Source organism: Amycolatopsis sp. NPDC004169 (genome assembly GCF_040610315.1).
GTDB lineage: Bacteria > Actinomycetota > Actinomycetes > Mycobacteriales > Pseudonocardiaceae > Amycolatopsis.
Genome location: NZ_JBEXMD010000017.1, coordinates 38,480 through 51,427 on the forward strand (window position 1 = coordinate 38,480; position 12,948 = coordinate 51,427).

The 12,948-nt window shown below is 71.7% G+C and carries 12 protein-coding genes; 3 read left to right on the forward strand and 9 right to left on the reverse strand.

Annotated elements, in window-relative coordinates; genetic code table 11:
* The 7 genes from pucD to ABZX11_RS23465 all read right to left on the reverse strand — a co-directional run bounded on the left by pucD (nt 1) and on the right by ABZX11_RS23465 (nt 8,419).
* Entirely contained in the window at nt 1-2,292 is a 2,292-nt protein-coding gene (gene pucD, locus ABZX11_RS23435; protein WP_354916230.1) for a xanthine dehydrogenase subunit D, read from the reverse strand.
* Complete coding sequence (locus tag ABZX11_RS23440; protein WP_176169735.1) at nt 2,289-2,759, reverse strand: (2Fe-2S)-binding protein; 471 nt, start codon at nt 2,757-2,759, stop codon at nt 2,289-2,291. Before ABZX11_RS23440 ends, pucD begins: the two co-directional genes overlap by 4 nt.
* Nucleotides 2,750-3,619, reverse strand: a complete 870-nt coding sequence (locus tag ABZX11_RS23445; protein WP_176169736.1) for an FAD binding domain-containing protein — start codon at nt 3,617-3,619, stop codon at nt 2,750-2,752. Before ABZX11_RS23445 ends, ABZX11_RS23440 begins: the two co-directional genes overlap by 10 nt.
* A gap of 193 nt (nt 3,620-3,812) precedes the next feature.
* Complete coding sequence (gene gcl, locus ABZX11_RS23450) at nt 3,813-5,501, reverse strand: glyoxylate carboligase (protein ID WP_176169737.1); 1,689 nt, start codon at nt 5,499-5,501, stop codon at nt 3,813-3,815.
* A 1-nt stretch (nt 5,502) separates the two neighbouring features.
* A complete protein-coding gene (locus tag ABZX11_RS23455; protein WP_176169738.1) occupies nt 5,503-6,390 on the reverse strand; it encodes an NAD(P)-dependent oxidoreductase in 888 nt (295 codons plus the stop codon).
* Nucleotides 6,387-7,196, reverse strand: coding sequence for a TIM barrel protein (locus ABZX11_RS23460; RefSeq protein ID WP_354916235.1), 810 nt, complete (start codon nt 7,194-7,196; stop codon nt 6,387-6,389). The genes ABZX11_RS23455 and ABZX11_RS23460 overlap by 4 nt, the downstream gene beginning before the upstream one ends.
* An 812-nt stretch (nt 7,197-8,008) precedes the next feature.
* Entirely contained in the window at nt 8,009-8,419 is a 411-nt protein-coding gene (locus ABZX11_RS23465; protein ID WP_176169740.1) for an Lsr2 family protein, read from the reverse strand.
* Between the two features lie 217 nt (nt 8,420-8,636).
* On the opposite strand from ABZX11_RS23465, the gene ABZX11_RS23470 reads away from it, so the two are divergent.
* Nucleotides 8,637-9,509, forward strand: coding sequence for an SAM-dependent methyltransferase (locus tag ABZX11_RS23470; protein ID WP_354916238.1), 873 nt, complete (start codon nt 8,637-8,639; stop codon nt 9,507-9,509).
* 13 nt (nt 9,510-9,522) lie between these two features.
* On the opposite strand, the gene dinB is transcribed toward ABZX11_RS23470, so the two are convergent.
* On the reverse strand, nt 9,523-10,713 hold the full coding sequence (dinB, locus tag ABZX11_RS23475; RefSeq protein WP_354916241.1) for a DNA polymerase IV: 1,191 nt from the start codon (nt 10,711-10,713) through the stop codon (nt 9,523-9,525).
* A gap of 155 nt (nt 10,714-10,868) precedes the next feature.
* Here dinB and ABZX11_RS23480 point away from each other — a divergent pair, with 155 nt between their 5' ends.
* Complete coding sequence (locus ABZX11_RS23480) at nt 10,869-11,288, forward strand: hypothetical protein (RefSeq protein WP_354916244.1); 420 nt, start codon at nt 10,869-10,871, stop codon at nt 11,286-11,288.
* Between the two features lie 33 nt (nt 11,289-11,321).
* Complete coding sequence (locus ABZX11_RS23485; protein WP_354916247.1) at nt 11,322-11,834, forward strand: 2'-5' RNA ligase family protein; 513 nt, start codon at nt 11,322-11,324, stop codon at nt 11,832-11,834.
* A gap of 35 nt (nt 11,835-11,869) precedes the next feature.
* On the opposite strand, the gene ABZX11_RS23490 is transcribed toward ABZX11_RS23485, so the two are convergent.
* Nucleotides 11,870-12,946, reverse strand: a complete 1,077-nt coding sequence (locus ABZX11_RS23490; RefSeq protein WP_354916250.1) for a hypothetical protein — start codon at nt 12,944-12,946, stop codon at nt 11,870-11,872.
* Between the last annotated feature and the right edge of the window lie 2 nt (nt 12,947-12,948).

A 12,948-nucleotide genomic window follows, 5' to 3' on the forward strand; every position in this document is an offset into this window, starting at 1 on the left:
TCAAACTCCGGTGATGTGCTCGGGGCGGATCGGGACGCGCGGCAGCTCGAGGCCGGTGGCCGCGCGGATGGCGTTGGCGATCGCGGGCGTCGCCGAGATCGTCGGCGGCTCGCCGACACCGCGGACGCCGTAGGGCGCGTGCGGGTCGGGCCGTTCGAGGACGTCGACGCGCATCGGCGGCATGTCGAGGATGGTCGGGATGAGGTAGTCGGTGAACGACGGGTTCCGCACCTTCCCGTCCTTGACCAGGATCTCCTCCATCACGGCGAGGCCGAGGCCCTGCGCCGAGCCGCCCTGGATCTGGGCGACGACGGCGTCGGGGTTCATCGCCTTGCCGACGTCCTGGGCGCAGTCGAGCTGCACGACTTTGACCAGGCCGAGGTCCAGGTCGACGTCGACCACCGCACGGTGGGCCGAGAAGCCGTACTGCACGTGGGCGTCGCCCTGGCCGGTCTCCGGGTCGAGGGGGAAGGTGGGGCGGTGGTGGAACTCGCGGGTCTCCTCGATCGCGGTGTCGCCGAGCAGCTCGGCCAGGTCCGCGACGACTTCGCCGTCGGCCGCGACCACCTTCCCACCGGTCAAGGACATGCCTTCGGCGGTGATGCCGAGCCGGGCGTAGACGGCTTCGGCGACCGCACGGCACGCGTTGCGGACCGCGCCGCCGGTGACGTACGTCTGACGCGACGCCGAGCTCGACCCGGCGTCGCCGACGCTCGTGTCGGCCGGGTGCACGCTCACCCGCGTCACGCCCAGCTCGGTGCGGGCGATCTGCTGCTGCAGGGTCACCAGCCCCTGGCCGACCTCGGCCGCGGCGGTGTGCACCATCGCCACCGGCTCGCCGCCGAGCACCTCCAGGCGGACGCGGGCGGTCGAGTAGTCGTCGAGGCCTTCGGCGTAGGAGATGTTCTTGATCGTCACGCCGTAACCGACCCCGCGCACGACACCTTCGCCGTGGGTGGTGTTGGACGCACCTCCCGGCAGCTCCCGGATGTCGCGGTCGCCTGCGGGCACGGGCGGCAGCGGCAGGTCCCGGACCCGCTGCACCAACTCGGCGACCGGCGCCGGGAAGTCGACCACCTGCCCGGTGACCACAGTGGACCCTTCGCTCAGGGCGTTGCGGATCCGCAGTTCCGCCGGGTCCATGTCCAAAGCGGACGCCAGCTTGTCCATCTGGGACTCGTAGGCGTACGTCGGCTGGACCGCGCCCAGGCCGCGCATCGCGCCGCAGGTGGGGTTGTTGGTGTAGACGCCCCAGCCCTCGATGTGGGCGTTCGGGACGTCGTAGGGGCCGACGCTCAGCGTGGTGCCGTTGCCGACCACGACCGGCGTCTTGGACGCGTACGCGCCACCGTCGAAGTAGAGCTTCGCGCGGACGTAGACGAGCTTGCCGTCGCGGGTGGCGCCGTGCTCGTAGTACATCTTCGCCGGGTGGCGGTGGACGTGCCCGAAAAACGACTCTTCGCGGTTGTAGCTCATCTTCACCGGACGTCCGGTCCGCAGCGCGAGCAGGCACGAGTGGATCTGCATCGACAGGTCCTCGCGGCCGCCGAAGGCACCACCGACGCCGGACAGCGTCAGCCGGACCTTCTCCAGCGGCAGGCCGAGGGCCTTCGCCGTCTGCCGCTGGTCGACGTGCAGCCACTGGGTGGCCAGGTAGAGGTCGACACCGCCGTCCTCGGCCGGCACCGCGAGCCCGGACTCCGGGCCGAGGAACGCCTGGTCCTGCATGCCGATCTCGTACACGCCGGAGACGACGACGTCCGCGGTGGCGTTCGGGTCGCCCTTGACGATCCGCTGGTGGCGGACCAGGTTCCCGCCCGGGTGCAGCTTCGGCAGGGTGTCGTCGTGCGCGGCCAGCTCGGGGTCGGTGATCGGCTCGAGGACGTCGTACTCGACGACGATCTCCTTCAGCGCCTGCCGCGCGATCTCGGGGTGGTCGGCGGCCAGGATGGCGATCGGCTCGCCCTGGTAGCGGACCAGGCCGTCGGCGAGCGCGGGGGTGTCCTGGTACTTGAGGCCGTAGACGTTCTCGCCGGGGACGTCCTCGTGCGTCAGCACGGCGTGCACGCCCGGCTGGGCGAGCGCGCGGGAGACGTCGAGGCGGACGATCCGGGCGTGCGGGTGCGGGCTGCGCAGGGTGGCGCCCCACAGCATGTCCTCGTGCCACAGGTCCGAGGAGTAGGCGAATTCGCCGCGGACCTTGAGCGTGCCGTCCGGGCGCAACGGGCTCTCGCCGATGCCGCCGGCGATCGTGTCGTGCAGCTCCTGCGGGGAGCGGGCCGGGGCGCTCATCGGACGGCCTTCTTCGCGGCCGCGTCGCGGACGGCGTCGAGGATCTTCTCGTAGCCGGTGCAGCGGCACAGGTTGCCGGCGAGGGCCTCGCGGATCTCGACGTCGCTGGGGTCCGGGACGCGCTCGATCAGGTCGTGCGCCGCGACCAGCAGGCCGGGCGTGCAGAACCCGCACTGGACCGCGCCCTTTTCGACGAACGATTCCTGCACCGGGTCGAGGTCGTCGCCGGACGCCAGGCCCTCGACCGTGACGACCTCGCGGCCTTCGGCCTGCCCGGCCGCGACCAGGCACGCGCACGCCGGGACGCCGTCGAGGTAGACCGTGCAGGAGCCGCATTCGCCCTGTTCGCAGGCGTTCTTCGAGCCCGGCAGGCCGAGCCGCTCGCGCAGCACGTAGAGCAGGCTCTCGCCTTCCCAGACGTTGTCCGCCCGGCGGTGCTCGCCGTTGACGGTGACGTTCACGCGCACTTCGCGCTCCCCTCGCAGTATTCGGTCCAAGCCCAGGTCAGCGTCCTGCGCGCCATGACCCCCAGCGCGTGACGGCGGTAGGCCGCACTCCCCCGGACGTCGTCGATCGGCGACGCGGCTCCGGCGACCAGGTCACCGAAGCGCCGCTTCACCGAGTCGGTCAACGCCCGCGGCGACTCCCAGTCCAGCTCCCCGGCCAGGAACTCTTCGGCCTCGAAAGCCCGGCGTGGGGTGGGCGCGGCCGAGCCGACGCCGGTGCCGACCCGCTTTTCGGCGGGGTGCAGCGCCAGCCCGAAGGCCGCGACCGCGATGACCATCGCGTTGCGGGTGCCGATCTTGCTGAACTGCTGCGGTCCCGTGGCCGGTTCGACGAGCACGGCCGTGATCAGCTCGTCCGGCTCCAGGACATTCCGCTTCACGCCGGTGTAGAAGTCCTTCGCCGCGACGATCCGCGTCCCCCGCACCGAGGCGATTTCGACCTCGGCGTCGGCGGCCAGCAGCGCCGGGTGCGAGTCGCCGGCGGGTGAAGCCGCGCCCAGATTGCCCCCGACGGAACCGCGGTTGCGGATCTGCGGGGACCCGACGGTCCGCGCGGCCATCGCCAGCCCGGGCAGCCGGGCACCCAGCTCCGCGATGATCCGGGTGTAGGGCACGGCCGCGCCGATCCGGATCCGGCCGCCGTCGCTGCCGTGCTCGTGCAGTTCGGGGACGCGCCCGAGGTCGAGCAGGGCTTCCGGACGGCGGTGGTCGAAGTTGAGCTCGACCATCACGTCCGTGCCGCCGGCGATCGGGACCGCACCGGGGTTCGCGGCGCGCGCGGCGAGCGCGTCGGCCAGCGAGGCGGGTCGGAGGAATTCCACTGTGGACGTCCTTTCGGGGCTGCTTCGTGAAGAAGTACACACGCTGGGGTGTGGCCGCGACCACGGCAAAACCCCTGAAAGACGGGTGAATTTACGGCCCCGGTTTGTACTTTCCGACAACCGCGCGATCGCGGACGCGCAACGGCCGCCGCACGAGGTCAGGTCTCGGGCGGCGGCCGTGGTCACGCGGGTGTCAGGCGGGTTCGAACTCCTTGACGGCGTCGAGCGCGGCCCCCATGGCGGCGTTGCCTTCGCGTTCGATCATGATCTCGACCAGGACCGGGCGGCTGGTGCGCTCGGCCTCCTTGCGCGCCCACTCCAGGGACGTCCGGATCTCCCCCGGCTCGTGCACCCGGGTGCCGGAGCAGCCGTAGGCCTCCATGATCTTGACGTTGTCGGTGCCGTTCGCGTCGTAGTGGATGTCGACTTCGAAGTTCATGTCGTAGCCGGTCTCGGCCTGGCGGATCAGGCCGAGGTACTCGTTGTTCAGCATGATCAGCACGAACCCGACGTCGTACTGGGCGGCCACCGCCAGCTCCTCGACGAGGAACTGGAACGAGTAGTCGCCGACCACGCCGACGACCTCGGCTCCGGGCCGGGCCTTCTTGACGCCGATCGCGGCGGGGATCTCCCAGCCGAGCGGGCCGGCCTGGCCGCACACCTGGTAGTGCCGCGGCTTGTGCGCCTTCTGGAACTGGCCCGACCAGATCTGGTAGAGCCCGATCGCGGTGACGAAGTAGGTGTCCTCGCCGAAGGTTTCGTTGATCTCCTTGAAGACCCGCGGCGCCTTGATCGGCAGGCTGTCGAAGTCGTCGCGCCGCGGCAGCGCCTCCTTGAGCTCGCCGATCCGCCCGACCCACGCGCGCCGGGGCGGCACCGAGCGCTTCTCCAGCGCCGCCAGCAGCGCGTCGAGGAACTCCCGCGTGTCCGAGACGATCCCGAGGTCGGGGCCGAACACCTTGCCCAGCTGGGTGGGCTCGATGTCGACGTGGATGAACTTCCGGTCCCCGCGGTAGACCGACAGCTCGCCGGTGTGCCGGTCGCCGAACCGCGCGCCCAGCGCCAGCACCAGGTCGGCCTCCAGGAAGGCCGCGTTCGCCCAGCGCTGCGACGTCTGGATGCCGGCCATCCCGGCGAACAGCTCGTGGTCCTCGGGGAAGCTCCCCTTGCCCATCAGCGTCACCTGCACCGGGACGTCGAGGCGCTCGGCCGCGGCCCGCAGCCGCTCGCTCGCCTCGCCGAGGACCACCCCGCCGCCGGCCAGGATCAGCGGCCGTTCGGCGGCCAGCAGCAGGTCGAGGGCCCGCTCGACCCGCGCGGGTGCCGGGGTCACCCGGGTCACCGGCAGCGGCGAGTCGATCGAGGAGTCCCACTCGATGTCCTGCTTCTGCACGTCGATCGGCAGGTCGATGAGGACAGGGCCGGGACGGCCCGAGCGGGCGACCCGGAACGCCTCGCGGAAGATCCACGGCAGCTGCGCCGCCTCCTTGACCTGCACCGCCCACTTCGTCACCGGCTTGGCGATCTCGACGATGTCGACCGCTTGGAAGGCTTCCTGGTGCAGCTTGGTCGTGGCCGCCTGGCCGGTGATGCAGATCATCGGGATCGAGTCCGCGTGTGCGGTGTAGAGCCCGGTGATCATGTTCGTGCCGGCCGGACCGGACGTGCCGATGGCGACGCCGACGTTGCCGTTCGTCCTGGCCCAGCCGTCGGCCATGTGCGTCGCACCTTCTTCGTGGCGCACGATCAGGTGCTCGATCGCCCGGCCTTGCAGGGCGTTATACAGCGGGAGGATGGCAGCGCCGGGGCAGCCGAAGACGGTGTCGACGCCTTCGCTCTCCAGGACGTCGACGACCGCCTGCATCGCGGGGATTCTGGGCATGTCACACCTCCGCCGGGACGCGGCCCGACAACTGTTCGGCGACCTTCAGCAAGGCCGAGTGGTCTTCGGCGCCGTACCCCATGGCACGGCCGGCGGCGACGAGCTGGGCGACCAGCCCGGTGAGCGGGAGCGCGACGCCGGCCTGCCGGGCGGCGGCCAGCGCGATCCCCATGTCCTTGTGGTGCAGGTCGATCCGGAAGCCGGGCGCGAACTGCCGGTCCACCATGGACTTGCGCTTGAGCTCGAGGATCCGGCTGCCCGCGAGGCCGCCGGCGAGCACGTCGAGCCCGGTGGCGGCGTCCACACCGGACGCTTCCAGCAGCACGATCGCCTCGGCGACGAGCCCGTAGATCCCGCCGACGACGAGCTGGTTGGCGGCCTTCACGACCTGGCCGGCGCCGTGCGGGCCGACGTGCACGATCGTCTTGCCGAGCGCGTCGAGCACCGGCTTCGCAGCCGCGAAGTCTTCTTGCGCGCCCCCGACCATGATGGACAGCGACGCCTGCTCGGCCCCGGCCTGCCCACCCGACACCGGCGCGTCGAGGACCCGGATCTTCTTGTCCCGAGCCGCTTCGGCGACGGCGATCGACGTCTCCGGGCGGATGGTGCTCATGTCGATCAGCAGCGTGCCGGGCTCGGCGGTGTCCAGGACGCCGCCGTCGGCCAGCACGACCGCCTCGACCTGCGGGTGGTCCGGCAGCATCGTGATCACGACGTCGGCTCCGGCCACCGCGTCGGCGACGCCGGTCGCGGCCCGCCCGCCGTCGGCCTGCAGCTTCTCCCCCGCGGCCGGGTGGACGTCGTAGCCGCTGACGTCGTGGCCGGCCGCGACCAGGTGCGCGGCCATCGGGGCGCCCATCACGCCCAGTCCGATGAATCCCAGTTTCATGCTCGTCCCCTTCGGGTTTTCGGCAGCCAGGCGAGCGACGTGAGGGTGTCGGGGTCGGGGACGTACTCGATCCCGACGAACCCGGCGTAGCCCGCGTTCTGCAGCTTCGCCAAGTGCCCCTCGATGTCCAGCTCGCCGGTGCCGGGCTGGTGGCGGCCGGGAGCGTCGGCGATTTGCACGTGCCCGATCCGGGCGATGTGCCGCGTCGCCAGTGCGTCGAGGTCGTCGCCGTTGACGGCCAGGTGGTAGAGGTCGGCCAGCAGCCGCACGTTGTCGCGCCCGAGGTCGTCGAGCACGGCCACGGCGTCCGCGGCGGTCTTGAGCGGATAGCGGTCCGCGCCGGAGAGCGGTTCGAGCACCAGCTGCGCCCCGATCCGCGCGGCGGCGTCGGCGGCCTTGTCCAGGTGCACGCGGGCCAGATCGTCCTGCTTGGCCGGGTCTTCGCCGTCGAGCCGGTTGCCGTAGAGCGCGTTGAAGCTGCGGCAGCCGGTGCGCTCGGCGATCCCGATGGCGATGACGAGGCTGTCGGCGAACTCGGTCTCGCGGCCGAGCCACGACACCAGGCCCCGCTCCCCCGCGGCCATGTCGCCGGCGTAGAAGTTCAGCCCCCGCAGGCGGACCCCGTCGAGGCTGCGCACGAAGGCGTCCACGTCCTCGCGCGCGGGCACCGCGGAGTCGAACGGCCACCAGTACTCGACGTCGGTGAACCCGGCCTCCCGCGCGGCGGCGGCCCGCTCGAGCAGCGGGACCTCCTTGAAGAGGATCGACAGGTTGGCGACGTACGGCAGGGAGTGACCTTCAGGCATCGCGACCTCAAATTTCGCTATCCGGAATTTTTCTTTCGCATATCGAGAATAGCTGCTGACCTGCGCCAGGGTCAACGCCCGGACGACGAAGACGCCGCGACTCGAGCGAGTCACGGCGCCTTCGCGCGGGCGGGTGGATGGTCGAGCACTCGGACACCCGGACCGGCTCACCGTCCACAGTGAACTTGACCGATCGGTGTCCACAATGGTCACTGGAGGAGTTGATCGCCGAGCTGTCCGGGAACAAGGGTGCCGGCGGAGCAGAGGGACCTCGTCGGCCGGCGGACCGCAGGACCGGGGAGGATCACCCGGAGCAGCCGCCCGTGGCGGAGGGTCGCGTCAACAGCTCGTAGTTCGAGGGGCGTCCGCCTCGTCCGCCTCGTCGACGAGGCGCGGTCCGCGGCCACGATGCCACTACCGCACAGGGGCCGCCGGGCGGGCGACGGAGGAACAGTCAGAAAGACCCGGCTCGGCCGGGCGCGAGGCGGCGCCGCCGGGCGTCACGCCGGGGAAAGGAGGCGGCCCGGTGGCCATCGAGGGAGGAGGCGGCCACCGGACCGGTGCTCCCGCGCGGTACCGGCCGCGCGGAGCACTGACAGTCTGGCCATCGGAGCCACTCCCGACAACCCTTCACCGCCCGCAAGGCGGGTCGACAGCCGTTCGGCGGCACCGGAACCGGCATTGCCGTCCACTTCGCACCGGACCCCGTGACGGTCAGGCACCGGGGGAACACCGAACGCCACCTGATGTCGCCTGGGCGACCACCGGCCGGCCGGGTGGCGCCGGCGGGCGTCTCCCGGCCGGCGCGGGCTTCAAGCCTTCTTGCGGGTCGCTCGCTTGCGCGCCGGCTTGGCGTCGGCCGGCTCGGCCGCCGCGGCCTGGTCGGCCTCGAAGCCCGCGATGATCTCGCTGGACAGCCGGCCGCGCTCGGCCACCTCGTAGCCGTTCGCCTGGGCCCACTCGCGGATCTGGCGGTTGCGCTCGCGGTCGGTGCTCGCACCGGACGAGCCGCCAAGGGACTGGCCGGTCGCGAGGCGGACCTTGCGGCCGCCGATGCGCCGCGCGGCGGCGACGTAGCGAGCCAGCTCGTCCCGCAGCGCGGAGGCGTTCTCCTCGGACAGGTCGATCTCGTACGTCACCCCGTCGAGGCTGAAGGGGACGGTCTGCGAAGCCTCGCTGCCGTCGAGGTCGTCCACCATCTGGACCTGCACCCGTTGCGCCATGATTCGTCGTTCCTCATCTTCTCCAGAACACGGTCGGACAGACCCTAACCTGTCGAATCATGCCCGGCACGCGCGACACCCTGAAGCGTCCACAATGGCCGCTCGGGCGAGCGGCTCGCCCGCGTCCAGGGTGACCGCAACCGAGCCGAAATGCTCGCACTGTTGAAGAAGATTCAATTTTGTGATATGCTCGAAATCCAATCGGTACCGTGGCGACATGACCCGAGCCGAGTTTCCCGGTAATGCACCTCACACCAGTCAGACCGCCTTCCTGGCGGCCGCCGCGCGCGCGGCACATTTGCTCGTCGACGCCGAGCCGTTCGTCTTCTCCGATACCCTCGCCGCGCGCCTCCTCGGCGACCGCGCCGACGAACTCCTGGCTTACCACCGGCTCCACGGTACCCATCCGATCCTGGCCGGAGCACGTGCCGAAGCGGTGTGCCGGAGCCGGTTCACCGAGACGCGCCTGATGCGCCGCAATTCCGGTATAGACCAGTATCTGATTCTCGGCGCCGGCCTCGATTCGTTCGCGTATCGGACCACCTCGCGACGATTTCGCGTGTTCGAGGTCGACCACCCGGCGACCCAGGCCGCCAAACGGGAACTGCTGGCCCGCGCCGGCGTCGCCGAACCGGCGTCGGTCACCTTCGTCCCGGTCGACTTCGAAGCCGAACCGCTGCGGGAACGGCTCGTCCAGAGTGGACTGGACCCGGTTCGCCCCGTGTTCGTCAGCTGGCTCGGTGTCACCATGTACCTGACCCCGGCGGCGATTGCCGCGGTTTTGCGTGAGCTCGGCGGATTCGCACCCGGTTCGGAAATCGTGGCCGACCACCTGCTGCCCCCGGAACTGCGCGACGCGGCCGGGAACGGCTACGTCGAAGCGGTCGGACCGGTGACGGCCGGGCGCGGAGAGCCGTGGCGCACGTTCCTGTCCCCCACCGCTGTGGCCACCCTCCTGCACGACGCCGGTTTCGAAGTCGTCGAACAGGCCGGACAGCGGCAGAGCATCCCCGCGCGGCTGTGGCAGCGCACTGACGCACTGCGGCCCGCCGCGCTTTCCGCACTGGCGCACGCGCGCCTGCCGCAGTGACCGGGTTACCCGCTCAGTCAGGCAACATCGGCATCTCGAGATCATCCGGACGACCGAGCAACACCGCCCGAGTGACCGCAGCCTTCCCGAACCGATCCCGCACCGCATCCAACGCCGTGTCCAACTCACTCGCACGCTGCCGCTCGAACGGCAGCGTGGGCTGGAACGGGTTGTCGTCGGCCAGGTTGGACAGGGACGCGCCCAGCAGGGTGATGCCGCGGTCGGCGATCAGCGGCAGGGCGGCGACGAGCAGTTCCCGCGCCGCGGCGAGCAGCACGCCGGTGCCCGCCGTCGGGTCCGTCAGCGTGTGCGAGCGGGTGGCGCGGGAGAAGTCGGCGAAGCGCAGCCGGATCGTCACGGTCCGGCACACGCGGCGGGCGGCGCGCAGCCGGCGGGCGATCCGGTCGATCAGGGCCACCAGCACGACGTCGAGCTCGGCCGGCGTCCGCCTGCCGCGGCCGAGGGCCCGCTGGGCGCCGATCGAACGCCGCCGCGTGCCGATCTCCACGCGGCGCGGGTCTTCGTTGTGCGCCAGGTCGTGCAGGTGCGCCCCGGCGCCCCGGCCGAGCAGGCCGACGAGGTCGACGTGCTCGGCGGCGGCCAGCTGCCCGACGGTCGTGATCCCGCGCGCCCGCAGCTTCTCGGCGGTGACCTTGCCGACGCCCCAGAGCGCCGAGACCGGCAGCGGGTGCAGGAACGCGAGCTCGCCGTCGTGCGGGACGACGAGCAGGCCGTCGGGCTTGGCGACGCGGCTGGCGACCTTGGCGAGGAACTTGGTGCGCGCCACCCCGACGGTGATCGGCAGCCCGGCCCGCTCCGCGACGGCCGCCCGCAGCCGTTCGGCGATGCGGCTCGGCCGCCCGCCGATCCTGGTCAACCCTCCGACGTCCAGGAACGCTTCGTCGATCGAGATGCCTTCCACCCACGGCGTCGTGTCGTGGAAGACCTCGAACACCGCCCGGCTGGCGGCCAGGTAGGCCGACATCCGCGGGCGCACGACGACCGCGTGCGGGCACAGCCGCCGGGCCTGCGCGCCGCCCATCGCGGTGCGCACGCCGTAGGCCTTGGCCTCGTAACTCGCGGCGAGCACGACCCCGCCGCCGACGATCACCGGCCGCCCCTTGAGCGACGGGTCGTCCCGCTGTTCGACCGAGGCGTAGAACGAATCGAGGTCGGCGTGCAGGATGGGCCCCTCGTCGGTCATAGAACATATGTTCGCATACCTGCGCGCCGAAGTCCGCTCATCCGCCTGCCGCGGGTGACGTGCCGCCGGTCGAAACTGCGCGTTTTCACGGTTGTCGACGTTCTGTTGCCGCGCTCACACTCGACGCAACGAACGACCCGACCACTGGGGGCGACATGACCGAGAAGTGCCGATGCGGCGACCACCACGCGTGGGCCACCCCGAGCCTGGAGGACAGGCCGGCCGCGCCGCGGGAACCGCTGCTGGCGGCCACGCTGGCGCAGGAAGACCACGTCGAGGACGCCGGCGGCCTCGATCCGACGGACCGCGTGACGTGCCGGACGCACCGCCGCTGGCTGCACGACTGCGTGGCGTCACCGGTGCACACGAACCCGGCGATCGGGTACCGGTGGTGCCGCCGTTGCGACCACCAGGCCCTGGTCGCCGTGGACGAGCTGATCGGTGCGGTGACCATCCGGTGCGAGCTGTGCGGGTCGGTCCCGCACAGCCGCGCCAACCAGGAGCTGGTCGAACTGTGCCGTCGCAGCCTGGCGCTGGCCCGCTCGGGGCGGTTCCCGGAGGCCGCCGTCGCCTGACCGCCGTGATCGCGTGACTGCCATGATGCGGGGGTGCCTTCGCCAGGAACCACCGCGCTCGTGATCCTCCTGCCCGCTGCCGAGCCGGTGCTGGCTGCGGCGCGGCGGGTCGATGCTTCCCTGGTCCGTCCCGGCTTGCCCGCCCACGTGACGGCGTTGTACCCGTTCCTGCCGGACGAGTCGCTGACCGGCCAGGTCCTGGCGGAGGTGCGCTCGCTGGCGGCCGGGGTCGCGCCGGTGGACGTGCGGTTGGCGGAGCTGGTGGTGGCGCCGGGTTTCGTGGCCTTGGCGGCGCCGGAGCTGCAGGCGGTGGCCGATGCGGTCTGCGCCCGGTGGCCGGAGGTGCTGCCGTACGGCGGCCGGTTCGGGCCGCGACCGGCTGCGCACCTGACCGTCGCGATGGGCGGTTCGGCGGAAACGCTCGAGCGGGCCGCCGTCGAAGTGCGGCCGTTGCTGCCGATCGAAGCCCGCGCCGAAGCCCTGCAGCTGGTGGCGCTGACGGAGCGCGGCTGGGAACCGCGGCTGGAGGCACCGTTCGGCGGGTGACGCACGCGCTTCGCGGCCAAGCCTTCGCGCCCGGGTCACCGCTCGGTGTCGGCCGGCGTGGCTCCTTCCAGGTTGCGGTACTCGCGGGCGATCGCACGCAGCCGGGCCACGTCCGCGGCGAACGGTTCCGCGGCCGCGGTGGGCGGCTCGACCTCGGATGGCTCGTCCGGGAGGTCGCGCACCAGCCTCGCCGCCGTCGCCGGCGGCACTTCCGGGGTCACCCCGGCCAGGATCAGGCCGTCGTTGGTTTCGCTCATCGCCGTCAGCAGGCGCTCGCGGCGGGACGACCCCGCCGGGTCGATGCGGGTGATCTCCGGGAACCGCCGCGTCAGGTGGGCACGCAGCGGGCGGAGCAGGCGCAGTGTCCGGGCGTCGCGGCGGGCCGCCGCCAGTCCCGGGATCGACGGGATCGTCAGGCCCAGCACGATCAGCAGCACCGACACCGCCGGGAACCCGACGTCGAGCGCGCACGGCAGCGTCGAGAACGGCCCGCGGCACAACGCCTTCACCGGGTGCTCGGCCTGCAGGGCGTGGATCGTCGCGACCACCTTCCCGGCCAGGTACGCGATCGCGAACGCCGACGCGAGCAGCAGCAGCGCGAGCCCCGCCCGCAGCGCTCCCCCGCTCGCCCGGATCGTCACCGCCGCCACGAAACCGATGTCGAGCACCGCCAGGCCCAGGTAGACGGTGTAGGTGAAGACGTAGACGACCAGCGTCGGGTGCGTGCGGTACAGCTCGTCGAACAGGCCGATGCCGCGCGGGAGGTCCGAGGTGCTGAAGAAGGTCACCACCAGGATGGTCAGCGCGACGCCGAGCGCGACCAGCCGGGTGCGGCGGCCGCGGTCGCGGGTGCCGCTGATCTCGGCGACCGTCAGGCCGATGCCGTAGGCCGCCACCATCGTCGCCAGGTTCGACAACAGCCGGCCCAGGCTCGGGTAGAGCTCGCTCTCGAACTGCTGCGCCCGGTTGGACAGGAAGCAGAACGCCGCGCCCAGCGCGATGAGCGAGACGGCAAGGCCCGCGCCCGCCCCGGTGCGGCGGGCGCGGTTCGCCCGCCAGATTCCGGCGAACAGCGCGAAGAGCCCGACCCCGACGAAAAGTATGTCGATCACGG